Annotated in this window: 19 protein-coding genes; 6 read left to right on the top strand and 13 right to left on the bottom strand. The window is 45.3% G+C overall.

Annotated elements, in window-relative coordinates:
• Nucleotides 1-57: 57 nt before the first annotated feature.
• From AABA11_RS03870 to AABA11_RS03860, 3 genes are all read right to left on the bottom strand, one after another.
• Complete coding sequence (locus AABA11_RS03870; RefSeq protein WP_265728721.1) at nt 58-816, bottom strand: transporter substrate-binding domain-containing protein; 759 nt, start codon at nt 814-816, stop codon at nt 58-60.
• 72 nt (nt 817-888) lie between these two features.
• Nucleotides 889-1656, bottom strand: a complete 768-nt coding sequence (locus AABA11_RS03865; RefSeq protein ID WP_265728720.1) for an ABC transporter ATP-binding protein — start codon at nt 1654-1656, stop codon at nt 889-891.
• 153 nt (nt 1657-1809) lie between these two features.
• Nucleotides 1810-2829, bottom strand: a complete 1020-nt coding sequence (locus AABA11_RS03860) for a GlxA family transcriptional regulator (RefSeq protein WP_265728719.1) — start codon at nt 2827-2829, stop codon at nt 1810-1812.
• Nucleotides 2830-3124: 295 nt separating this feature from the next.
• On the opposite strand from AABA11_RS03860, the gene AABA11_RS03855 reads away from it, so the two are divergent.
• From AABA11_RS03855 to sbmA, 3 genes are all read left to right on the top strand, one after another.
• On the top strand, nt 3125-7942 hold the full coding sequence (locus AABA11_RS03855; protein ID WP_338265520.1) for an NAD-glutamate dehydrogenase: 4818 nt from the start codon (nt 3125-3127) through the stop codon (nt 7940-7942).
• Nucleotides 7943-7997: 55 nt separating this feature from the next.
• The gene (locus tag AABA11_RS03850; protein WP_338265518.1) at nt 7998-9233 is read left to right on the top strand and encodes an aspartate aminotransferase family protein; all 1236 of its coding nucleotides are present in this window, start codon (nt 7998-8000) and stop codon (nt 9231-9233) included.
• 240 nt (nt 9234-9473) lie between these two features.
• Complete coding sequence (gene sbmA, locus AABA11_RS03845; RefSeq protein ID WP_338265516.1) at nt 9474-10748, top strand: peptide antibiotic transporter SbmA; 1275 nt, start codon at nt 9474-9476, stop codon at nt 10746-10748.
• A gap of 93 nt (nt 10749-10841) precedes the next feature.
• On the opposite strand, the gene AABA11_RS03840 is transcribed toward sbmA, so the two are convergent.
• The 3 genes from AABA11_RS03840 to AABA11_RS03830 form a co-directional block, all read right to left on the bottom strand.
• Nucleotides 10842-11051, bottom strand: a complete 210-nt coding sequence (locus AABA11_RS03840) for a hypothetical protein (RefSeq protein WP_338265514.1) — start codon at nt 11049-11051, stop codon at nt 10842-10844.
• A 141-nt stretch (nt 11052-11192) separates the two neighbouring features.
• Nucleotides 11193-14123, bottom strand: a complete 2931-nt coding sequence (gene glnE / locus AABA11_RS03835; protein WP_338265512.1) for a bifunctional [glutamate--ammonia ligase]-adenylyl-L-tyrosine phosphorylase/[glutamate--ammonia-ligase] adenylyltransferase — start codon at nt 14121-14123, stop codon at nt 11193-11195.
• Between the two features lie 51 nt (nt 14124-14174).
• A complete protein-coding gene (locus AABA11_RS03830) occupies nt 14175-15119 on the bottom strand; it encodes a CYTH domain-containing protein (RefSeq protein WP_338265509.1) in 945 nt (314 codons plus the stop codon).
• 124 nt (nt 15120-15243) lie between these two features.
• Here AABA11_RS03830 and argE point away from each other — a divergent pair, with 124 nt between their 5' ends.
• Both argE and argA read left to right on the top strand, forming a co-directional pair.
• A complete protein-coding gene (argE, locus tag AABA11_RS03825; protein ID WP_265728712.1) occupies nt 15244-16419 on the top strand; it encodes an acetylornithine deacetylase in 1176 nt (391 codons plus the stop codon).
• On the top strand, nt 16409-17731 hold the full coding sequence (gene argA, locus AABA11_RS03820; RefSeq protein ID WP_338265506.1) for an amino-acid N-acetyltransferase: 1323 nt from the start codon (nt 16409-16411) through the stop codon (nt 17729-17731). Before argE ends, argA begins: the two co-directional genes overlap by 11 nt.
• Before the next feature lie 149 nt (nt 17732-17880).
• Here argA and AABA11_RS03815 read toward each other — a convergent pair whose 3' ends face one another.
• From AABA11_RS03815 to rpoE, 5 genes are read right to left on the bottom strand one after another with little or no spacing between them, the layout of a single operon-like run.
• On the bottom strand, nt 17881-19290 hold the full coding sequence (locus AABA11_RS03815; protein WP_338265502.1) for a DegQ family serine endoprotease: 1410 nt from the start codon (nt 19288-19290) through the stop codon (nt 17881-17883).
• Between the two features lie 60 nt (nt 19291-19350).
• Complete coding sequence (locus tag AABA11_RS03810) at nt 19351-19818, bottom strand: SoxR reducing system RseC family protein (protein ID WP_338265499.1); 468 nt, start codon at nt 19816-19818, stop codon at nt 19351-19353.
• Complete coding sequence (locus tag AABA11_RS03805; protein ID WP_265728708.1) at nt 19811-20782, bottom strand: MucB/RseB C-terminal domain-containing protein; 972 nt, start codon at nt 20780-20782, stop codon at nt 19811-19813. Before AABA11_RS03805 ends, AABA11_RS03810 begins: the two co-directional genes overlap by 8 nt.
• A gap of 3 nt (nt 20783-20785) precedes the next feature.
• Nucleotides 20786-21463: a sigma-E factor negative regulatory protein gene (locus AABA11_RS03800; protein ID WP_338265495.1), complete on the bottom strand. Its 678-nt coding sequence runs from the start codon at nt 21461-21463 to the stop codon at nt 20786-20788.
• A gap of 2 nt (nt 21464-21465) precedes the next feature.
• Nucleotides 21466-22053, bottom strand: a complete 588-nt coding sequence (rpoE, locus tag AABA11_RS03795) for an RNA polymerase sigma factor RpoE (RefSeq protein WP_265728706.1) — start codon at nt 22051-22053, stop codon at nt 21466-21468.
• Between the two features lie 228 nt (nt 22054-22281).
• Between rpoE and nadB the strand changes: the two genes are divergently transcribed.
• Complete coding sequence (gene nadB, locus AABA11_RS03790; RefSeq protein ID WP_338265492.1) at nt 22282-23877, top strand: L-aspartate oxidase; 1596 nt, start codon at nt 22282-22284, stop codon at nt 23875-23877.
• Here the strand turns inward: nadB and AABA11_RS03785 are convergent.
• Entirely contained in the window at nt 23874-24281 is a 408-nt protein-coding gene (locus AABA11_RS03785; protein WP_338265489.1) for a hypothetical protein, read from the bottom strand. The genes nadB and AABA11_RS03785 overlap by 4 nt on opposite strands.
• 22 nt (nt 24282-24303) lie before the next feature.
• Nucleotides 24304-24579 carry an FAD assembly factor SdhE gene (locus tag AABA11_RS03780; protein ID WP_265728731.1) on the bottom strand — a complete coding sequence of 92 codons (276 nt, stop codon included), beginning with the start codon at nt 24577-24579 and terminating at the stop codon, nt 24304-24306.

Genomic DNA, 24579 nt, shown 5'->3' with positions numbered 1-24579 from the left:
GCTTAAAGTAAGTTTCTCGATGCAAAAGCATCGAGAAACTCTAAGAAATATCTACACTTAGTAGATAGAGAACGGGAAGTACTTAGCGTTAATTTTTTGGTACGTTCCGTCTGCTAAAATCGCATCCAGTGCTTTGTTCAATTTCGCTTTTAGCTTGTCATCGCCCTTGCGAATCGCAATCGCGATGTTGTCTGTTTTCATGAAAGCATCGCCTTTAAATTCAAATTTAGAGCCGCTTTCAGACGTTTTTAACCAGTTGTATGTCGGAAGTTCATCAGACAATACGATGTCCAAACGACCAGAAACCAAGTCTAGGTAAACGTTGTCTTGGTTATCATAAAACTTCAAATTGGCCATGCCAGTGAAGTTATCTTCTAAATATTGAGCTCCCAATGTTGCACGCTGTGCGCCGATGGTTTTACCAGAAAGGTTTGTTAGGTCAAATTTTTCGCCAACACGCCCCATAAAGCGCAAACCGCCAGAGTAGTATTTGTTAGTGAAATCAACCACTTTCAAGCGTTCTTCAGTAATAGACATAGACGCAATGATCGCGTCGAACTTACGTACTTTCAGACCTGGAATCAGACCATCCCAATCTTGTGTAAGAATTTCACAATCAGCGGCCATTTTGGCACACAAAGCACGAGCGATATCCACATCGAAACCTTGTGGTTTACCCGCTTCATCAATAAAGTTAAAAGGCGCCCAAGCCCCTTCTGTTACAAAGCGCACTTTGTCTGCCGCTTGAACTGAAACAGATGACAAGGCCGCACCAAGCAACAACGCTGATCCCAAAACTACTTTTTTCAATTTCATTGCAATCCCCTTAGATATTTGCGTATTTATTCATTTTTTCTTTTATTTTTTTCATCAAGTGCATCACTGAACTTAAAACACACTCGACAAGAACGCCTTACAACGCTCAGATTTTGGCGCACCAAATACCTGATCTGGCGTGCCTTTCTCTTCTACTACACCTTGGTGTAGAAAAACCACTTCACTCGATACTTCACGAGCAAAATTCATTTCATGCGTAACGATAAGCATGGTGCGCCCTTCTTCTGCCAAATTGCGCATCACACCCAACACTTCCCCAACTAGCTCAGGATCTAATGCTGATGTTGGTTCATCAAACAAAATAACCTGCGGGTCCATGGCCAATGTTCTTGCGATAGCAACACGCTGCTGTTGACCACCTGACAGCTGGTTTGGATACATGTCTTTTTTCTCAGCTATCCCCACCTTACGCAACAAATGTTCTGCGTATTCTGCCACTTCATGCTTTGGGCGTTTTAACACATGAAGCGGGCCTTCCATCACATTTTGCAAAATGGTCATGTGTGGCCACAAGTTAAAGCTTTGAAACACAAAACCAATCTGTTGACGCATTTGAGTAAGCTGCTTCATGTTACCAGCGACTAAATCGGATTCTCCTTGAATCAAATCCAGCTTATTGCCGTTAAACAAAATATCGCCACGAGTTGGGTTTTCAAGCAGATTCACACAACGCAAAAACGTACTTTTGCCAGAACCGCTCGATCCCAAAATAGAAATGACATCACCATCGTAGGCTTTTAAAGAAATACCCTTTAACACCTCGATATCACCAAACGTTTTGTGAATATCAATGAGCTCTAACGCCGGGACTTTCGACATGTTTTCTACCTTCTTTATTTTATGTGAACTTATTATTTTTAATCCAGTATCTGTGCACTCATTCGAATACGCCCATTCAATAAGGACAGCTCGATCAATGTAATAACCAGAATACAAGAATCACGCCAAGAGCAATTCACCCCGTATTTTAAGTTACTTTTTCCACAACCGCCTCTTTTTCTTGTCCGTTTGGACAGGCGCGGCTGCTTTATCATTGATTTTATTACGCTCTTCACGAGGGGTAATGTTAAAAAAGCCTTTATAGGTTGTACTAAAATGGGGCGCAGAACCAAATCCGCACTCAACACCAATGTCCGTAATCGCCTTATCTGTTTGAACTATCAGCTGTTTGGCATGCTGTAATCTCAGCTCCAAATAGTAACGCGAAGGCACTATGTCCAAATTACTTTTAAACAAACGTTCCAAATGTCGCCGTGATACACCCACATGATACGCAATGTCATCAGACGACAGAGGCTCTTGAATATTCGCTTCCATGAGTTGCACCGCTTCAACAAGCTTTGGCTGACCCGTGCCAATTCGAGCTTGTAAAGGTATGCGCTGTGGATCTTCATGTGTGCGGATCCGCTCACACACAAATTGTTCTGATATGCCACTGGCCAAGGACATGCCGTGCTGCTTACCAATAAGAAACAACATCATGTCCATGGCGGCCGTACCACCACTGCAAGTATAACGGTCTCGGTCTACTTCAAAAAGGTGGTTCGAAACAATCGTCTGCAAAAACTCGTCTCTTAAGTTGGCCAAACTACGCCAATGAATCGTCGCCCGATAGCCATCCAACAAGCCGGCTTTTGCCAATAAGTAGCTTCCTGTGCAGACACCGCCCAGTCCAACCTGTCTTTTTGCTTGTTTTTTTATCCAATTTTCTAAAGTCTGACTTTCGTTTTTTATACCTGGAGAGGACCCACAGACAAAAATGGCGTCCAAATCGCTTGGTGCGTCACTGGTTAGATAGTCAGAAACGGTTGTAACCCCCGTACTAGAAGGGATCTCTCTTTCTTCATGACTAATAGTACAGAAAGAATAAAGCTCTTTTCCTGCCACCCAGTTTGCCATATGCAATGTTTCAATAGCGGAAGAAAAACCCAACATAGAATACTGCGGCAAAAGTAAAAAACCGTATTTTAAGGGCTTTTTACTTGCCTGCATGATTTCTCTTGATGCGAATTCGGTCTTGTACAAAATATTATCCTGCGAACTATAGGCAAAAAAGGAGTTTATTTCGTTTAAAATGGATAACAAAGGTTTTTTTCGTATTGAGCAAGACTTTTTTAGCCCAATTAACCAGACATCGTAACAATGTGTCGCAATTTGAAAAGTTACTAACTATCAAAGGAGATGAATTTTCATAATAATCGTATTCAGAGTCCAAACCCAATACTTTCGCAAAATTGCATTTACAACTAGTTTTATTAAGAACACCACTCACGAGGGATGAGTTCTAATGACTGATTACAAAAAAAACGAATTAATCGAACGCGTAGAAGTCGAAATAAACGAAAACTTTAACGCCGCAGAAGCGAACAACCTGATTCAACTAACCCGTCTTTATTTTCAGGACTCTCTAACAGAAGACCTGGTGAATGAATCAATTGAAAACCTATATGGCACGATCATTTGCCTATGGGACTTCATTCAACAACGCCCAACGAATCAACCTAAAGTTCGTGTATACAATCCGAACTACGAGGAACACAGCTGGCAATCCACTCACACTGTTATTGAAATACTAACAGATGATATGCCGTTCCTTGTCTCGTCTTTTAATATGGCGCTGGTTCGTCTTGGCCACACGATTCACCTAACTGCACACCCTGTTGTTCCTGTTGACCGCAATAAAAAAGGCGAACTACAGAACATCAATTTAACATCCACTTCTCACGAAGCCTTGATGAGATTCGAGATCGATCGTTTATCCGACATCAATTTGCTGGAAGAGATAAAAGAAGAACTTCTAAACAGCTTAGTCGATGTGAAAAAAACCGTCACCGACTGGCCAACGATGAAAGCAAAACTCAACGATGTTATTGCAGAGTCCGAGCAGTTAGCACACCTTAAAGGCAGCGAAGAACACCTAGAAATCCTAGATTTCTTGCGTTGGGTAGCAAACGACCACTTCACCTTTATTGGCTTCCGCGCTTATGACCTATCGATTGAAGGCGAAGAGACTCACCTTAAATTGGTAGATGGCTCAGGTCTTGGCACTTTCCGTGACATCAACGATAAGAAAGTAAAACGCGACATCGTATTGCAAGATAACTTGGCAAAATTGGCCATAGACAGTTCAAACATTCTTGTTCTTACAAAATCTACCGCCGTATCGACCATTCACCGCCCAGTACACTTAGATTACCTAGGCATCAAACGCTTTGACAAAAAAGGCAAAGTCATCGGCGAATGGCGCTTCTTTGGTTTGTACTCTTCTGCGGCTTACATTGCTCGCTTACAAGACATTCCATTATTGCGTAAAAAACTGAATGTTATCGTCGAAAAAGCCAACGTGGATCCAAACAGCCACAAAGGCAAAAACCTAAAGCACATTCTAAACAGCTACCCGCGTGACGAAATGCTTCAAGCACCAGTCGAAGAGCTGTTCAGCACAATTGAAAGCATCTTGGCCATTCAAGAACGTCGCCAATTGCGTGTCTTCTTGCGCAAAGACATTTATGGTCGTTTCCTAAACGCCTTGGTTTACGTTCCACGAGATCGGTACAACACCGAACTGCGCATCAAGATGCAAGACATATTGATGACAGCTTGCAACGGCACTAGCTCAGAATTTAACGTACAGTTTTCTCAGCTTGTATTGGCTCGCGTCAACTTCACCATTCAAATTGCAGACCCGAAACAAAGTCCAACCATCGACGCAGAAGACATCCAGCGTAAAATGCAAGACGCCATGAGCTCATGGGAAGACAAGCTATTAACGGCTTTGCATAAGAGCCATGGTGAAGAAAGCGGCAACGTTTTATTTAATAACTATGTCCCTTATTTACCAGCAGCTTACCGTGAAGATTTCTCGCCAAACGCAGCGGTTTTAGACATTGAACGTCTAAGTCTATTGGCAGGTGAAGGTGACATTTCTACTCACATATACCGTCAAGTAGGCCAAACGAAAAACAACTATTTCTTTAAAGTATACGGCGCAGGCACCACGCTAATACTCTCTGATGTATTGCCAATTTTGGAATGCATGGGATTACGTGTTCTGGAAGCGCGCCCATACGAGCTAGACCAAAATGGTGATGGCTCTGCCAATACTTGGGTTGTTGAGTTTGCAATTAGTGTTGATGCCGACGTTAATCTTGAAAAAAACACACAACGCGAAGCGTTCCAAGACGCATTCAATCAAGTATTCAGTCGTCGTGTCGAAAATGACCGTTTCAACGCCCTAGTATTGAGTGCCTCTTTGACATGGCGCCAAGTTACCATGCTGCGTGCGCTAACCAAGTACTTGATGCAACTGCAAGTGCCTTTCTCTTTGCAGTACATGCAACAAACACTAGAGAAAAATGCGGGCATCGCTCGTCTTTTGGTTCAGCTTTTCGAGCAACGATTTGACCCAAGCCAAGAAACCAAACGTGACGAAAAAGTTCAAAAATTGCTTGAGAAAATCGATCTTGAATTGGATCAAGTGGCAAACTTGGACGAAGACCGCATTCTGAAACACTACCTATCGGTGATTCAGGCCATGCTGCGAACCAACTTCTACCAAGCTGGTACTGAAGGCGATGTCAAAGATTACGTCTCTTTCAAATTGGACCCGTCATTGATCCCAGCGGTACCACTACCAAGACCGAAATTCGAAATTTTCGTCTACGCGCCTTGGGTTGAAGGTATTCACATGCGCGGTGGTAAAGTCGCTCGTGGTGGATTACGTTGGTCTGACCGTATGGAAGACTTCCGTACCGAAGTTCTTGGCTTGGTAAAAGCACAAATGGTGAAAAACGCCGTTATCGTTCCATCTGGAGCAAAAGGTGGTTTCGTTGCCAAACAACTGAAAAAGAACGCATCGCGTGAAGAAGTTCAAGCAGAAGTTATCCATTGCTACACAACATTCATTAGTGGCTTGCTAGACATAACAGACAACTTAGTTCAAAACGAAGTGGTGCCACCACTTTCCGTTCTTCGCTACGACGAAGATGACCCGTACTTGGTAGTCGCAGCGGATAAAGGCACGGCCACTTTCTCCGACTTAGCGAACAGTATTTCAGCGAAATACGGCTTCTGGCTAGGCGACGCCTTTGCCTCTGGTGGTTCTAATGGTTACGACCATAAAAAAATGGGCATCACGGCACGCGGTGCTTGGGAATCCGTTAAACGTCAATTCAAAGAAATCGGCCTTGATTGCCAAACAACGGACTTCACCACTGTGGGTATCGGCGACATGGCGGGCGATGTATTTGGTAACGGGATGCTGCTATCTAAACACACGTGTTTGATTGCTGCATTTAACCACATGCACATCTTTATCGATCCAACGCCAGATGCAGCAACATCTTTTGTTGAACGTGAGCGTATGTTCAAACTGCCGCGTTCTTCTTGGGAAGATTACAACAAAGAGCTTATTTCTAAAGGCGGCGGTATCTTCAATCGCTCTGCGAAGTCCATCCCAATCAATGCGGATATTCGTAAAGCGCTTGGTATTGAGGGTAACGTCAAGTCCATGGCGCCAACCGATTTGATCAATGCTATTTTGAAAGCACCAGTCGATCTACTTTGGAACGGTGGTATCGGGACGTACGTGAAATCCGAAGGCGAATCCCATGCCGATGCGGGCGACAGCGCTAACAATGGGCTGCGTGTCAACGGCAAAGAACTGCGTTGCAAAATCGTTGGCGAAGGCGGCAACCTAGGCTTAACTCAGCTAGGTCGTATCGAGTTCGCTCAAAAAGGCGGTTTAATCAGCACGGATGCAATCGATAACTCGGCGGGTGTTGACAGCTCGGATCACGAAGTTAACATCAAAATCTTACTGAACCGTGTTGTAGAAAACGGCGACTTAACCGAGAAACAACGTAACAGCTTACTTGCGGAAATGACCGACGAAGTGGGTAACTTAGTATTGCGTCATAACCGTGGCCAAAGCCATGTGTTGTCTTTGGCCAATGCACAAGCGCCTGAACGTCTTGCCGATCACTGGCGTTTGATCCAGTCTCTTGTTAGAGAAGGACGCCTGAACCGTGAAATCGAATACTTGCCAAGTGACGCGCAAATCAAAAAACGCTTGAATAAAGCGCAAGGCTTAACTCGCCCTGAGATTTCCGTCTTGTTGGCGTATTCAAAAATCAAACTGTCCGAGCAATTGGTAGAAGACGGCATTGGTGAAGACTCTGATTTGACCACTCAGATCAACGAATACTTCCCAACACAGTTGACGAAGCATTTCGGCGGCCAAATGGCGTCACACCCATTGATTCAAGAAATCATCGCAGGCCACGTGACCAATAACCTTGGCAACCGTATGGGGCCAACATTTACCACTTACATGCAAGAAGAGACCGGTGCGTCTTCTTTGAACGTGGTACGTGCTTACATGGCGGCAGAGGATATTTTTGGTATTCCAGCACTTTGGGATGCGATCAACAGCCTAGACTTCACTGTGTCTAACGCTGTATTAAATAGCTTACTGATTCGTATTCAAGGTCTGTTAGAACGCGCAACACTTTGGTTGTTGCGTAATACACGCGAAAGCTTATCCATCCAGCGCTTAAAGGACACATATAAGCCGGGTGTAGAAGTGATCAGAGCAAACATGCAAGCCATTTTGACGGAATCCAGCCAAGCACATTTGGCTGACATTACGGCAAGTCTGGTTGAGCAAAACATCCCGACTGAAGTAGCGGAAAGACTGTCGTCAATCAACTACCTATTCTACGGACTAGACATCATTCGAGTGGCTTCAAACACCGAAACAGAAGTCTTGGATGTGGCTCAGACCTACTTTGCACTTGAAATGGATCTAGAACTGCATTGGTTACGTTACAAAGTCGGTGAACTGTCTGCCGATGACATGTGGCAACGCCGTGCAAAAGCGGGACTTGGCGACGAAGTCGACAATAGTTTAAGAACCCTCACCCAAGAGGTCATTCAATCCAGTGCGGACATCAAAAAGCTGGAACAACGTTTGACTCATTGGCGCGATTCAAACAGCGACAGCATCAAGCATTACCGTGCGGCATTTAGTGAAATAAAAGCCGAAAGCGAATTAACGCTTGCGATGGTAACTGTTGCTATTCGCGAGTTGAGAAATCTGATATAAACCAAAAGGCGGTCGTCCTGTCGGCCGCCTATTTTTAAGAGGTCTTTTTTTTAAGATGGATAGTAAAGTGGCACAACAAGTAACGAGAGCAACCTTTGACGAAGTAATGGTTCCTAACTATGCACCTTCTGCCATTATTCCAGTGCGTGGCGAGGGCTCTCGCGTATGGGACAAAGAAGGTAAAGAATACATCGATTTTGCAGGCGGCATCGCGGTTACTGCATTGGGTCATTCTAATCCAACTTTAGTCAACGTCATGCGTGAGCAAGCTGGACAACTTTGGCATTTATCCAATGTCATGACCAATGAACCTGCACTACGATTGGCAAAAAAACTGACTGAAAAAACCTTTGCTGATCGTGTTTTCTTTGCCAACAGTGGCGCAGAAGCCAACGAGGCTGCGTTCAAATTAGCTCGTCGTTACGCGTTTGATAATTTTGGCCCAGAAAAGCACGAAATTATCGCCTTTTATAAATCCTTCCATGGTCGTACTTTGTTTACCGTGTCTGTTGGCGGACAAGCAAAATACAAAGAAGGCTTTGAACCCACTCCGGGTGGCATCAAGCATTGTGACTACAATGACATTGAACAGCTTAAAGCGATCATTAGCGACAAGACTTGTGCAGTTGTGATGGAACCGATTCAAGGCGAAGGCGGTATCATTCCGGCAGACGTTGAATTTGCAAAACAAGTTCGTGAATTGTGTGACCAATACAATGCCCTATTGGTTTATGACGAAGTACAATCAGGTGTTGGCCGTACAGGTACGTTGTACGCTTACGAGCAACTTGGCGTAAAACCTGACGTAATGACGACGGCAAAAGCCTTAGGCAACGGGTTCCCTGTTGGTGCTATGTTAGCCACTGAAAAAGCCGCTAAAAGCTTGGCATTTGGTACACATGGCAGCACATATGGCGGTAACCCAATGGCTTGTGCCATTGCAGAAGCCGTGATTGACATCGTCGACACACCAGAAGTACTTGGTGGCGTTGCGAAGCGACATGATATTTTTGTAGCCGGCCTAACCGCCCTAAACGAAAAGTATCACGTCTTTAAAGACATTCGTGGTATGGGTCTTTTGATCGGTGCAGAAGTCATTGATAGCTTAGCCGGCAAAGCGGGTGAAATCGTTAAAGCCGCGGCAGAAGAAGGCTTGTTTGTGCTGGTTGCCGGTCCGAACGTATTGCGTTTGGCACCGTCTTTGATCATCACAGAACAAGACATTGCTGACGGCCTAGCTCGTCTTGATAACGCCATTGCGACCGTGGTTGCTAACAACCAAATCGGCTAAGTGTCTTTATATCAATACTCTATAAAAAATCGGACTTCGGTCCGATTTTTTATATCTATGTTCCAACCTCAATCTGTTATCAGCCTTAACGTATAGAAATATCGCCTTTTTTGCTGATTCCTTAAAGGTTAGTTGATTGTGATTATCACTTGAGTGGTTTAAGCTCAGGCAAAGCGCCATTGGACAACTCTGAGAAAATCAATGGCTTATGACTCATTCAACTAATAGAGAAACGATACTGTGTTTCAATCTTTTTTTCCTAAACCCAAACTTTTCTTTTTAAGTTTCGCCCTATGGGCACTCGCCTGTGTTCTTGGTTGGTATTTTGTGATTCAAGATATTGGCCCCACATTAAGTTTGGGCTCTGTGTTTGGCGTTCACTTTCCAGATGCCTTAGCCGAAGGCGCTGATGCGGCAGCTCAAGCCGCTTTTCAAAGCGCGCAAAGCACAGCATTAGATGTATGGCTCTATCAATACATGATACTGTGCTATCTCATTTTTGTTGGTGCTTGGATTCTATTTGGCGGCCAGAAATGGGCAAAATGGTCTGTACTCGGATCTGCTTTGATTGTTTTTATAACCTGGTTTCAAGTGCAAGTCAGCGTTATGCTAAACGAATGGTACGGCAGCTTTTATGACCTTATCCAAAAAGCGCTTGCCGAACCCAATAGCATTCTTCTCGCCGATTATTACGCTGAATTGTCTACGGTTGCCGTGATCATCATGGTCGCTATCACTGTATCCGTATTGAGTAACTTTTTCATCAGTCACTATGTATTCCGCTGGCGTACAGCGATGACCAGCTATTACACATCAAAATGGGATCAAGTACGCCATATTGAAGGGGCATCACAACGTATTCAAGAAGACACCATGCGTTTCGCCTCTATTGTGGAAGGGCTAGGAGTCAGCTTACTTCGATCCGTGATGACGCTGATCGCGTTTTTGCCCATTTTATGGGGACTTTCTGGCTACGTAAAAACCTTGCCCTTGATCGGTGAAGTGCCTCAAGCATTGGTATTTACCGCCATTATGTGGTCAATTTTTGGCACATTATTACTGGCTTTAGCTGGAATAAAACTTCCTGGACTGGAATTCAAAAACCAGAAAGTTGAAGCCGCTTACCGAAAAGAACTGGTCTATGGCGAAGATCACGCAGACCGCGCAACACCCATTAGCCTCAATGAATTGTTTGAGAATGTACGCAAAAATTATTTCCGTCTTTATGCAAACTACTTATATTTCAACGTAGTACGATATGGTTACTTGAACGTCGGACAATTTGTTCCACTGATCGTATTAGCGCCATCTATTGTGGCAGGCGCTTTTACACTGGGCATTATGCAACGTGTATTGAATGCGTTTAACCAAGTGGAAAACTCTTTCCAATATCTCATCAACTCTTGGACAACCATTGTAGAACTGCTTTCAATCTACAAACGTCTTAAAGCCTTTGAAGCCGTGATCGACAATCAACCACTGCCAGAAGACGATCGACCTACTGAGACTCTTTAGTGTTCCGAACTCACGTATTTTCCAAAAAAAAGCCCCGCTGGTTTTCCAGCGGGGCTTTTATCGATTTTCCGTAATGGGAACTCAGGACAACCATCAAACGTTGATATTGATATTCTGGCCTAAGTTGTCTGTTGTAGTGTGCGAACCACTGCTTGCGGCTGGCGTAACATTTTTTGCGGCTTCTGCGAGTAAGGCAAGATCTTGCTCCGCCTTTTGTTGCTGAGCGGCTTTGGCCAAATTGGCGCTGTACGCTTCGCTTGCATAATCCATCGCAGGACTGCTCACACCATTAACACTTGGCATGTTTCCTCCTCCTGTTGGCAATCATTTTACTGAATGCGGCTCATGTATCGTTTGTTCAAAAAAACATCAATAGAAACAGTATAGCTATCACAAGACTATTTTACGAATGTATTTTTACCATTCGTTAAACCCGTTCACCACTCACAGCGTTTCATCGCTTACGAATCGCTCCCAATACTGGCTTATTAAATTTTGGTTGCTGGCCAATGCTTCACTTTGAACCACTCGTCCCTGTTGCTGGAGGCTAAGTCGATGCGCCAGCGAACGATAAAGCGTATAGGTGTCGGTCATTTTTTCGGCTTGCTCGGCGTCTAATAAGCCAACGAAAACCGCCGCTTCCAACTGACGAACATTATCCGAAAATCGCATGAGCTCAGCGTGCTGATTCGACCAAGCCAACACCAAATACTGCACCATAAACTCAATATCAATAATGCCACCCGCGCCTTGTTTAAGGTCAAAGCCTTTTTCTTTTCCACCCGTATCCAGATGATCGCGCATTTTTTCACGCATTTTAATGACTTCGGCTTTTAAGGCTTGTCGATCACGAACGGAAGCAATTATGTCTTTACGGCACGTTTCAAATTTCGCTAACAAATTCGGCTCGCCTGCCAAACCACGAGAACGTGTTAACGCTTGATGCTCCCACACCCACGCTTCCTTTTGTTGGTAATCTTTAAAAGCCTCTAGGCTGGACACCAATAATCCAGAGTTACCAGAAGGCCGTAAACGCATGTCCACTTCATACAATCGACCCGCGGCCGTGTAACTGGTGATCATGTGAATAAGGCGCTGGCCAAGGCGAGTATAAAAAGTCAGGTTATCAATACTGCGATCGCCGTCTGTACTTCCGTTTGCTTGAGCATCATGAATAAAAACCAAATCCAGATCAGAGTCGTACCCTAATTCCCAGCCCCCGGACTTTCCGTAGCCTATGATCGCTAACTGCGGGGTGTAAGAAGCTTCTCCCTGACTGACTGGAAAACCGTGCTTTTTGGTTAAATATTGCCATGACTGCTGTAGCACTTGATCTAAAAGCACTTCAGCAAGCCACGTTAAGTGATCACTTACTTTCATCACAGGTAATATCTCTGTGATATCACAGGCGGCAATACGCAAAATGATGGATCGTCTAAAACGGCGCATGGCATCCATTTGCGCTTCTTCGTCTTCTTCGGGCAAGCGCAGCAATATTTGCTGAAGCTCTTCTGCCAACATGGTTTTATTTGGCGGCGAAAACAAGGTGTTCGCATCGAGTAATTCATCCAGCAGTGCGGGTGTGGTAGAAATGGCTTGGGTAAACCACACACTTTCCCGACACAAACGAATTAAGTGCGTCAATGCCGTTTGGTTCTCACACAGCAACACCAAATAAGCAGTACGGCGCAGTACCGCTTCTAGAATAGGAAACACCCGCTCCAGCACTAGGTCAGGGTTAGCCTCGTCAGGTAATGTCGCCATTAAGGCGGCTAAAAACACGGCAAGTCGCTCATGGCCAATAGGCTGCATAAATACCACGGTACGCGAACTTAGCAGTTGAGATATGCGGTTGATAATAGCGTCTTGGTCTTGCCATTCAATCAACTCGATGGCGTCTTGTATTGCGTCACGATCTTCTGGGTGCTTGATCAATAAACGCCATGATTCTTGGCTCTTTACTTCGTCACTGCTTTCATGACCGTCATCAATTAATGCGACAAACGCTCGGTGCACATTGCGACGAACTTCCCACAAGCGCTCATCTAACGCCTCCCATGTAGAAAATCCAACCAATAAAGCAATGCGAGTACGTGCACGCTTATCGTCGGGCAATAATTGAGTTTGTTCGTCATTCACCGCTTGCAAGGCATGCTCGGTTCGACGCAAAAGCAAATACGCTTCGCGCAATTGTTGCTCCTCTTCCTCAGACAAATAATCCTGCTGAGCAAGGTAAGGCAACACTTTTAATAAGGCAGGAGTTTGCAACCCCTGATCGCGGCCACCGTGCAATATCTGTAACGCTTGCGCAATGAACTCCACTTCACGAATGCCGCCCTCTCCCAATTTAATGTTGTGCTCGATGCCTTTACGACGCACTTCTTTGGCAATCATCTGCTTTAGATCCCGTAAGGCACCTATTGCACCAAAATCAAGGTATTTTCGATACACAAACGGTTTGCGTAAGGCTTCGAATTCACGAATATCAAGCGTGTTCCCCGCCATGACTCTCGCCTTGATCATGGCGTAACGCTCCCAATCTCGGCCTTGATCTTGGTAGTAGTTTTCCAATGAGTCCATATTTAGCACCAAGGCACCAGACTGACCAAAAGGACGCAAGCGCATATCGACACGAAACACAAAACCATCCGCCGTCACCTGATCTAAATGCTGAATCAACTTTTGCCCAAGCTTTGTAAAGTACTCTTGGTGAGACAGGCTTTTTTTACCACCTTGTGTGTCACCATGTTCGCGGAAGGCAAAAATCAAATCGATGTCAGAAGATAAATTCAGCTCATTCCCGCCCAGTTTTCCCATGCCAATCACAATCATGGATTGCGGTAGTCCTTGACCATCGAGCGCTTGACCATACAGGGAAAGGTAGTGCTGCGTTGTCCATTGCAGACTGGCATTCACACAAGCATCCGCTAGGCCGCTCAAACGGGAGGTTAACTCAGTCAATGGCAGTAGCTGCTGAATATCTAAGGCGATCAATCTGACCATCCACCATTGACGATACAAACGCAAACGCTTGATAAAACCCGCTTCATCTAACGCCTCTTGTGACTCATTAGCGCAAATGCTGGCGGCCTTGTGAAAGCATGCTTCACCGGCCATCATGGCCTCTTTTGAGGGCAATTCAGGCAAATGCGTTAACACCAACAAATCGTCCAACCAGTGAGGGAAGCGCACCAGTTGTTGATGCAAATAGTCGCTTAGAATCCACAAAGGTTCCAAAAACTCAATCTGCTCAGCCGTTAATACCTCCAGACTTTGTCTTTTTCTCGCGTCTTGAATATGTTCTAAAAGCAATGATCGAGCCGGAGTCTGTTCACAAAAAATCGCGTAGTGTGGGTTCAAATGCGGAGTGGTCAAAAGTGGCTTCCTTTCAAAATCTTCTTGTTATTTTACATTCAATAATGGGGGTTAAAGGGCTTGACGGTTTAACCATTGCCCAATCGTTAACATGGTTACACCAATTGGTTTCATCGCAGCCAGCTGCGTTAATACCGTCGTCTCGTCGATCAAATATGGCATTATCTGCTGATCCAAATCCTCGATTTGTTTTGCCAGCTCTGTTGGCAAACAGGCTTTTAATTGGGACATAGAATGACGGAACGGTTGCAGCAAGGCTTCATCTTTCATGAAAGACATGGCTTCCCAATACACTAACCAAACTTCATACCAGTAAGCCGCTAAGGTCATTTTGTTCGCCATATCCTGCGGCTTTTCTGGAAATTCGATTTGACCGTATTTCAGGCGCACGCCTTTTTGCGCTTTAGACACCACGCTAACTTGAACTGGCACCTGTGTCGCCAATTGCAAAGCAAATTGGTATAAACCGACCTCATCACCTTCCTTCAATTCAAGCTCTAACTCACTGATTAAATCCTCACCGTAGGGCGATGTCACTTTACCTTGATCACACACCACTTCCATTTTGCTATCTTGGGTCTGTATGTTCCACACTTGGCGCTCAAAGTCAGTACGGTACACTTCAACAAGCTCATTGCTCCATGACATATCCTGCAACGGCTCAGGTAATGGCACCTCTTTCAGCAGCGCCAAATCTAATTGGTCATTTGGGAGAATCCATTCCCATTCACCGCGAGCATGCATGCCTATCCGATTACTTCCACGCGTTTTGACCGTTTGAATAAACGTGTTGTTCACAGCGCGAATACGCAGCGCCATACCGCCCTGCATCAAACTGGCGTCTTCGGTATCAAAATACGCATTCATTAACAGCAATGTGGGCTGACGGGATTGATCGTCGTTGTCTGATAATCGACAAAATTCGTCAAGAAAGTCACTTGCCGACTTGAGAAACTCAGACTGAACCATTAACTTAAGCTCTAGCTCGGTAGCCATAATATACGAACCTCTAAAACCTTTGCTGTTGAGCCAACAACAAAGAAAAATAATGTGCGAGCAAGTGTACCAGATGCCTAGCTTACAGTAGTAATATTAGGTAATTACTCCAAGGAGCATTCGTATGCCCGTTCTTCCCTCTCTTATCAGTATGATGTCACAGCTCATTGCTTCGCCTTCTATCAGTTGTAGTCAAGCTCACTGGGATCAGTCAAATAAAGGCGTGATTCAGTTACTTGAAAGCTGGTTAAGCTCTCAAGGTTTCCAATGCGAAGTTATGCCACTACCGGACCAGCCGAATAAATTCAATTTGATCGCCACACTCGGAACGGGCGAGGGTGGATTGGTATTGGCAGGCCATACAGATACCGTGCCTTATGATAAAGGCCGCTGGCAATCTGACCCTTTTAAATTGGAAGAAAGAGACCAAAAGCTTTACGGATTGGGCAGCTGTGATATGAAGGGATTCTTTGCCATTGTGCTGGATACCGTTCGCCAAATGTCACTTTCTAAGGTGAAACAGCCACTGATTATTCTGGCAACCGCAGATGAAGAAAGCTCCATGTCAGGAGCAAGAGCACTCGTAGACCAACAAAAGTTCAAAGCAAGATACGCCTTGATCGGTGAGCCTACGTCGTTAACACCTGTGTATGCCCACAAAGGCATCATGATGGAGCGAATCCAAGTCACAGGACAAGCTGGCCATTCTTCCAATCCATCACTTGGCAACAATGCACTCGATGCCATGCATGAAGTCATGTCAGAATTAATGGTGTTTCGTCAGCAGCTAAAAGCAAACTATCGCGATGCCAGTTTTGTGATCGACTACCCCACTATGAACTTTGGCTGCATTCATGGCGGTGACAACCCTAACCGGATCTGCGGGCGTTGCGAACTTGAGTTCGATTTACGCGCATTACCGGGTATGAGCAATCAATCGCTAATGGCCGAAATTGCTCAGATATTGCCTCGCATCGAAGAGAAAACAGGAACCATAATTCAGTTAAATTCCTTGTTTCCTGATGTTCCTTCTTTTTATACCTCCGTTGAATCGGATATCATTAAAGCGTGTGAGACATTAACCAAACGACAAGCCACCACCGTCGCTTTTGCTACCGAAGGGTCTTTCCTGAATCAAATGGGAATGGAAACCCTAATACTCGGGCCTGGTTCAATAGATCAAGCCCACCAGCCCAATGAATTTATGGCGCTGGATCAAATTCAACCGATGCAACAGGTAATTCGCGGTCTAATCGAGCGTTTTTGCCTTCAAACAAACGAGCCAAACAATGAGGAATAGCGTGCCTGAAGAATTTAATTATGTGGACTGGTTCCGCCATTCTTCCCCCTATATTAATGCCCATAGGGGAAAAACCTTCGTTATATTAATTCCGGGTGAGGCCGTAGAATGCGCTCACTTTTCAAGCATCATCCACGACCTCGCTTTGCTGGACTCGTTGGGTATTCGCTTGGTATTAGTACAAGGCGCACGTCCACAGATCAGCCGAGTATTAGCCAATCGACGTTTAGTCAGTCGCGTCGAAGACGATTATCGGGTGACGCCTCAAGACCAACTTCTGGACATCATTCAAGCATCGGCGGCCGTGAGAGTTCAGCTGGAAGCACAGCTTTCAATGGGGCTTTCAAATACTCCCATGGACGGAGCGAGACTTAAAGTATGCAGTGGCAACTACGTTATTGCTCGCCCACTGGGTGTTGTGGACGGTATTGATTACGGCCACACAGGTGAAGTTCGCCGTATCGATACCGAAGCCATCTTTCGCTTGTTAGAAGACGACAACATGGTGCTGTTACCACACCTTGGCTTTTCTCCTACCGGAGAGGTATTTAATCTCAAAAGCGAAGACGTAGCGATTCAGGCCGCTATTCAATTAAAAGCCGATAAACTCGTCATTTTTGCAGAAGAAGAAGGCGTATTTAAGAGCAACGGCGAACTGTACTCAGAACTACTAACCAAAGACGCTGAAGCGATTTTAAAAGAAAAGACACTGTCCACCATTACCCACGCCGCACTGGATGCTTGCGTTCAAGCCGTAAGACAAGGCGTACCTCGTGCCCACCTCATTTCTTACAATGAAAATGGTGGCTTACTGCAAGAACTGTTCACCCGAGAAGGTTCTGGCACCATGATCGACGAAGACAGCTACGAGCAACTTCGTCCTGCCCACATTGATGATGTTGGCGGCATGATGGCGCTACTGTCACCACTGGAAGAAAAAGGCATTTTAGTGAGACGTTCTCGCGAATTATTAGAAAATGAAATAGACCGTTTTATCGTCATTGAGCGTGACGGCGCTATTGTTGCGTGTGCGGCGTTGTATCCGTTTGAACAAGAATACTCAGGGGAATTAGCGTGTCTGGCGGTATCACCCGACTACCGAGGATCAAACCGCGGAGAGCGCTTACTCAAGGGCATAGAGCAAGCCGCAAAACGCCTGAATCTCTCCATGCTGTTCCTGCTAACAACACGAACAGCGCATTGGTTTATTGAACGAGGGTTCAGCGAAACCACATTAAGCAGCCTACCAACGAAAAAACAGGCACTTTACAATTATCAGCGAAACTCGAAGATATTCTCGAAACAGCTGTAACGTATCAATGTAGAAAGAGCTTTTCCATGCGACCCAGACAATTCGGTTCTGGGTCGTCATTTTGAACGCTTTAGACTCACTCTGCGCAACTCTCACAAGTTTTAAGCAAAAAAAAGCGACCTATTGGCCGCTTTTTTCATATTTTATTATTACTCAATGATTTTGAACGGAATAAACATTGGGTAACCTTGTCTGATCACTCGCATTGGAACAGAACGGCCACTTGGAATGTCTTTAGCGATTCCCGTGAAATCCGCCACACCAGCAATGCGCTTGCCATTCAACATAGTAATCACATCACCTTGTTGTAGACCGTTGCGAGCCGCAGTACCACCGAGTACTTGTTCGATCACAACGCCACCATCAATCTCAAATTTTTTGGCCATGTCCGCAGGCACTTCACCCACGATCATTCCCAATCGATTTTGATCTTGCTGAGACTGAGCCATCATTTTAGGGTCTGTCGGGCGAGCATCCAATGTGACTGAAATAGTTTGCTCTTTACCGTCACGATACACGTTAGCTTTCACTTTATCGCCTGCTTTTAACTGCCCAACTATGTAAGGCAACTCCCCAGAGTGCGCAATCGATTCACCATTAAATTTGAGAATGATGTCGCCAGACTTAAGACCGGCTTTTTCAGCTGGGGAGTCGGGTAACACTCGGCTAACCAACGCGCCATTTGGACGATCTAGACCGAAAGACTCAGCGAGCTCATTGTTGACATCTTGAATCAATACCCCGAGCCATGCACGAGACACCTTACCATCACTCTTAAGCTGATCCACTACAGACATCGCTACTTTGGAAGGAATCGCAAAAGATACCCCCATGAAACCACCTGAGCGCGTATAGATCTGAGAGTTAATACCAACAACCTCGCCATCTAAGTTGAACAATGGGCCACCTGAGTTACCAGGGTTAATTGCCACGTCTGTTTGAATAAAAGGCACATAATTATCCGACGGCAAATTGCGGCCTGTTGCACTAACAATGCCCGCCGTTACCGTATAATCAAAGCCGAAAGGCGACCCTATTGCCAACACCCATTGACCGGGTTTTAGCTTATCAGAATCCCCCATTTTCACGATGGGCAAATCGTCGGCATCAATTTTAAGCAGCGCCAAATCCGTTCGTGGATCGGTACCGACTAACTTAGCCAAATACTTACGTCGATCATTCAAACGAACATGAATCACATCCGCACCATCGATCACATGATTATTGGTCAACACATAACCATCATGAGAAACAATAAAACCCGAACCCAATGAGTTACGTTGCCCTTGTTGTGGCGGTGATTGCTGACCGAAAGGTTGTTGGCCAAAGAAGTGTTTAAAGAACTCATTAAGCTCTTCACTGTTTGGCCCCAATTGCTGACCGCCTTCATTTGCGGTTTTTGTGGTCACAGTCTGTTCCGTACTGATATTCACAACAGCGGGGGACGCTTTTTCTACTAACTCGGTAAAGTCAGGCAAAGAAGCGGCATGAGAAAGCATTGAAGCCATCATAAACGTACTGATGACAACAGTGCCGGCGTGTTTAAGCAATCTGTTCATTGATTGGTCTCCTTAAGACTACCAAATTCATTACAGTGCCAGGTGAAGACGATTAGACGCTTATGGCGTCACAACCACAGGGATGCGACTGTCATTCAGCGATTCAATTCTTAAAATTTTGGGGTAATAATCAAGATTGTTCATTTCTTGCTGGGACTTGTTTCGTGCCAACCATAAACCACCAGCGAAACCAATAATAGAAAAAATAACCGCGATGCCAGACTCTCCTCCCCATATCGAAGGAATGATTGCCCCACCAACCAAACCCAATAAAGGGATCAGATACATCCAAATAGACGCTTGCAATAACGTATCTTCGGGAATTCCAACCACCACGTTCTGGCCGACTTTAACATTCAATGAATCGATGGCTTTCATGCGCATGCGGTTAGCCGATGACACTTGTGCGATGGCATGATGACCGCAGCCATGACGAGCACGGCAAGACGTGCAACTGCTGGTACGAATGGTTTCAACATCAGCAAAGCCATCTTCAATAGACAGCACTTTTCCAGTCTCTTCAATCATGCTCTGGCCTTGGCATAAATACGGTCATCAGTTTTTCAATGGTGAGTTCCGGTACTTCACCCACCATGGTTAACAAATACAATTGATCTTTTACTTTAATGCTACGCTCGCCAGCAATGGTTGCCCCCATGTTCAAAATAGACATGGCCTTGGCCTTCATGGTTGGTTCAATAAACACAGACACAGTGGTCATACCGTCTGATAAAAGCAGCATACTGGTTCCGTGGTTCAGCGATCTGGCCTCTGGCCACACCAATGAAAACCCCTCTGGCAACCAATCAAATTGCCAAAGATTTTTAACCCGTCTTGGCTGAGCTTCTACAACAGGCTCAGCGTAACTACCCTCTTTTGGGACAAAGTCTTCCTGTTTCAAGTCCGGTGCAAAATTAACCGATGTAAATTGGATACGCTCTAATAATTGGCCATCCACTTTCATCATGTCATGCTTCAACAGAAAATGGTTTTTCTCGTCCAACCAAAATTCATGCCCATAACGATACTGATCTTTTGGCACTAACTTAACCGCCACGACATTACGACCCGCAATACGGCTAATTTGTGAACCCACAACCATGTCATAACCTTTCAGCAGACGCTCACTTTCTACATTTTTAAAGCGTTTAAAGGGCGGCATCAATGGCGAACGCATATTGGCTACATGAGCATTTGGATAAACACAAATAATCTTATTGTCGATCCGCAAGACTTCCACTTTGTCGCCATCTAAATCGACCAAACTTTCGTATTCCACACCGTCCATTAAGTCATGACGCACACGCATACTATTCATGTTCATCGCTTCTGAATGCACAAAAACACCGTCATAGCGCAACGTCGAAAACGACTGAGTCATATTTCTCAACAAATGCAGCGCATCAGGAGCAGCGCCATTGGCGAAACTTGCTCCCGACATAATAAAGCACAGCACCGTGAAAAAAATATGTAATGGTGAAAACGATTTCATACGTTACTCTTTGATTGGATAGCTAACGACACGAGCCATTGGAATCATCCCTTGACCAACGGTCATTGAGGCTTGCTCGGCGTGTTGTCGCAAATAGTTTTGCAATCTAAGGTTATCTATCTGCAACCCACCTTTGTCCAACGCTTCAAGCGGCGTCACAACACCATTTATGACTGGCGTTCGCACTTCAGCGACGACATTCTGCGGAGCGGAATCCGGCGTTAAATACGCATTTCCCGCAAAAATAACAACAAACGTCACACTCGCCGCTACCGCAACACTAGACAGTGCCACACGCCAGACAGACCGAACTGGCTGTTCTTCCGCTATCGGGTAAACAAAAGGCAACACATTATGGCCCGTTGCGTCCGCGGGTGTATCGCCAAAAGAAGCATCAACATCCAGATCCGCACGAATCCGCGACACTAGGCTGTCGCCCAGTCCCACTTCAACGCGCGAATCCTTATGAAGAGCCTGCTGAATCAAATGAAAACTTTCTAGCTGTCGACTAATTTCCGCACGGTCTGCGTGTAATAAGCACTCTAAATCTTGTTCTGTTGCTTCGCCATCAAACATAGCGGATAAGCTAGGAAGCCTTTCTGCTGCGGTGCTGTCCTCTCGAATACCCTGACTTTCTGGGGAGTCATGATTTTCTGAAAAACCATCATTTAAAGCTGTCATCTTTATTCTCCTGTCTCCATCAAGGGGCGTATGTGTTTTTCAACGGCCTCTCGTGCGCGAAAAATACGTGAGCGAACCGTCCCGACAGGGCAGTCCATAATCAACGAAATATCTTCGTAGCTCATACCATCAAACTCTCGTAACGTTAGTGCGCTTCGAAGTTCTTCTGGTAACTGTTGAATCGCATGATGAATCGCTTGTTCTAAGCGGTCACTGTTGAGTTTCGCTTCTGGCGTATCGATATCACCCAACGCTTCATACACACTAAAAACATCTTCATTATCCAGCTCAACATCGGACTCAGGCGGACGACGAGAGCGGCTTACTAGGTAGTTTTTAGCGGTATTTACCGCGATTCGATACAACCAAGTATAAAAAGCACTTTCTCCTCGAAAGCTCCCAATTGCACGATACGCTTTGATAAAACTCTCTTGAGCTACGTCTAATACTTCACTTCTATCCTGTACATAACGCCCAATTAAACCGATGACTTTATATTGATATTTAACAACAAGCAGATCGAAAGCTCGCTTATCACCTTGTTGTACTCTTTCAACTAACGCCTGATCGGAAGACGTTTCGTGCTGCATAGGCACCTCATGTAAAAACCTCGATTCATCTGCGCCCTTGCATACTACAAGAGAAGACAACATTCAATTCAGCGAGTTCCATTTAACAACAAATCATTTGTTGAACGAAGTCACACCGTTACTCACGCAAAAATATGATGAATATTCAAAATGCGCACTCAGAAAGTATTCACTATTTACGGACAACAATAGTAACATTAATTTTTTAGTCATAATTAGATCAAAATAATGAGCCGACACTACAAACACGACATTGTCATCATTGGCGCAGGGGCAGCAGGACTCACACTTGCGCTTGAACTAGCCGACCAACATAGCGTGGCGATATTGACAAAAGCCGACATTCGCGAAGGATCCACGCTGTATGCTCAAGGCGGTGTCGCGGCCGTATTATCTGATAAAGACACCATAGACTCACACATAAGCGACACCATCGACGCGGGCGTCGAATTGGGCGATCCTGATGCGATTCGATTTACCGTTGAACACTCAAAAGAAAGCATAGATTGGCTTATTGACCAAGGCGTGCCTTTTACCCGTTACGGCGAAAGTGAAGAATACCACCTAACCAAAGAAGGCGGTCACAGTCATCGACGCATTATTCACAGCGCTGACGCCACAGGCTTGGCCATCTCGAAAACACTGATCAAGAATGCCACAAATCACCCAAACATCGACTTTTTCCCTGATCGTGTTGCCATCGATGTGGTCACCACAAAGAAGTTAGGGCTAACCGGCCCAAACAAAGCCGTTGGTGTCTACGCTTTGAACCTAGATGATGACGTTATTGAAGTTTTTCATGGCAGTTTTGTCTCTTTGGCTTGTGGTGGTAGTAGCAAAGTTTACCTCTACACCAGCAACCCAGACACCGCGTCTGGTGATGGCATCGCAATGGCGTGGCGTGCAGGCTGTCGAGTTGCCAATATGGAATTTAACCAATTCCACCCAACCTGCCTTTACGACGCGAAAGCAAAAACCTTTTTGATTTCAGAAGCAGTTCGAGGTGAAGGCGGCAAACTGCTGTTGCCCGATGGCACTCGATTCATGGCAAAGTTTGATAAACGAGAAGAACTGGCTCCGCGGGACATTGTTGCGCGCGCTATTGACCATGAAATGAAACGTTTGGGTATTCATCATGTTTTGCTGGATATTTCTCACAAGGATCCAGAGTTCATCAAAGAACATTTTCCTACGATTTATAAACGCTGCTTAGAGTATGGTCACGACATGACAAAAGGGCCTATCCCTGTTGTTCCTGCTGCGCACTACACTTGCGGCGGAGTGGTTGTGAATCGTCACAGTGCGACCGATATTGATCACCTTTACGCCATTGGCGAAACGGCGTACACCGGACTACATGGTGCGAATCGTCTGGCCAGTAATTCGTTATTAGAATGCATTGTTTTTGCTCGATCAGCCGCACGACACATAACCGAAAATCACACAGAAGCAACGGATGTGGCCATACCCGACTGGGACGAAAGTAAAGTAACGGACTCTGATGAAGACGTGGTTATTACTCACAACTGGCAAGAGCTTCGACGCTTTATGTGGGATTACGTAGGCATAGTAAGAACGGATAAGCGCCTGTTGCGCGCGAAGCACCGAGTCGATTTGCTATTGTCTGAAATACAAGAATTTTACGCCAATTATAAAATTTCGAATGACTTATTAGAATTGCGCAATCTGGCCATGGTGGCGGATTTGATCATTCGCTCTGCTATGTCGAGAAAAGAAAGTCGAGGACTGCATTTTACCTTGGACTACCCAGAAAAGCAGACCACCAGCGCTCCCACCATACTCACACCGAAACACTCCGTTTAATCGGCAGATCGATAACGTTTTCTTGCTTCTTCACTGCGGTGCAACAACATTTGTTGTGCTGCAAAAGAGCGCAATGTTCGATAGGCCTGTTCATTCAAACTGTCTCGATAAATCACTCGATAGCTAGGCCAAAACCGATCCAATAGACGTGACTCTCTTGGCTGTTTGGCTATGAGTTGCACTGCATTAATACGAATGAATTGCAGCTTTTTATATTTACCTCGCACCAAAATAAACGCGCCTTGCTCATCAATGCCGACTTGGGGTGATGATTGACGAAACAAGTGAAGCAAAACAGCAACGCCAATGCCTCCTACGCCCAAATACAACAATGCCCGCCAAAAAGCGGGCATCCAAAACAGCTGCAGTAACGCTAAACCGACCATGACCCAAAAAAGCCACAACCCGAAGGCGATCCACGAGACATTAAGCTCGGTAGTTTTCAGGCTGAACACGAGACAAAATAATATTAACAATGTGGGCGTGATCTGGATTTTCTGGCACTTCGCTCTGCATAAACCATGGAAACAGATCTTGGTCTTCACAGGTTAGCAAATTCGAAAAGCGCTGTTTGTCTTCTTCATCCAGCGTTAAATACACATCTGCCAAAAAAGGCTCTAGCAAGACATCAAGCTCCAACATGCCACGGCGGCACTGCATTTTAAGACGTTTAAAGCTAATAGATTCTGTGGTTTCGATCAT

The organism is Marinomonas pontica (assembly GCF_036322735.1).
In the GTDB taxonomy this organism is placed as follows: Bacteria; Pseudomonadota; Gammaproteobacteria; order Pseudomonadales; family Marinomonadaceae; genus Marinomonas; species Marinomonas pontica.
This window is presented reverse-complemented; position numbering and strand designations above follow the sequence as displayed.

Coding starts and splice junctions, on each gene's coding strand:
- AABA11_RS03830 (WP_338265509.1), bottom strand. CDS start 15,119: ATGGCTACCGAGCTAGAGCTTAAGTTAATGGTTCAGTCTGAGTTTCTC.
- nadB (WP_338265492.1), top strand. CDS start 22,282: ATGAGCCGACACTACAAACACGACATTGTCATCATTGGCGCAGGGGCA.
- argE (WP_265728712.1), top strand. CDS start 15,244: ATGCCCGTTCTTCCCTCTCTTATCAGTATGATGTCACAGCTCATTGCT.
- AABA11_RS03860 (WP_265728719.1), bottom strand. CDS start 2,829: ATGCAGGCAAGTAAAAAGCCCTTAAAATACGGTTTTTTACTTTTGCCG.
- AABA11_RS03805 (WP_265728708.1), bottom strand. CDS start 20,782: ATGAAATCGTTTTCACCATTACATATTTTTTTCACGGTGCTGTGCTTT.
- AABA11_RS03850 (WP_338265518.1), top strand. CDS start 7,998: ATGGATAGTAAAGTGGCACAACAAGTAACGAGAGCAACCTTTGACGAA.
- AABA11_RS03870 (WP_265728721.1), bottom strand. CDS start 816: ATGAAATTGAAAAAAGTAGTTTTGGGATCAGCGTTGTTGCTTGGTGCG.
- AABA11_RS03815 (WP_338265502.1), bottom strand. CDS start 19,290: ATGAACAGATTGCTTAAACACGCCGGCACTGTTGTCATCAGTACGTTT.
- AABA11_RS03865 (WP_265728720.1), bottom strand. CDS start 1,656: ATGTCGAAAGTCCCGGCGTTAGAGCTCATTGATATTCACAAAACGTTT.
- AABA11_RS03810 (WP_338265499.1), bottom strand. CDS start 19,818: ATGATTGAAGAGACTGGAAAAGTGCTGTCTATTGAAGATGGCTTTGCT.
- AABA11_RS03800 (WP_338265495.1), bottom strand. CDS start 21,463: ATGACAGCTTTAAATGATGGTTTTTCAGAAAATCATGACTCCCCAGAA.
- argA (WP_338265506.1), top strand. CDS start 16,409: ATGAGGAATAGCGTGCCTGAAGAATTTAATTATGTGGACTGGTTCCGC.
- AABA11_RS03840 (WP_338265514.1), bottom strand. CDS start 11,051: ATGCCAAGTGTTAATGGTGTGAGCAGTCCTGCGATGGATTATGCAAGC.
- AABA11_RS03855 (WP_338265520.1), top strand. CDS start 3,125: ATGACTGATTACAAAAAAAACGAATTAATCGAACGCGTAGAAGTCGAA.
- rpoE (WP_265728706.1), bottom strand. CDS start 22,053: ATGCAGCACGAAACGTCTTCCGATCAGGCGTTAGTTGAAAGAGTACAA.
- AABA11_RS03780 (WP_265728731.1), bottom strand. CDS start 24,579: ATGATCGAAACCACAGAATCTATTAGCTTTAAACGTCTTAAAATGCAG.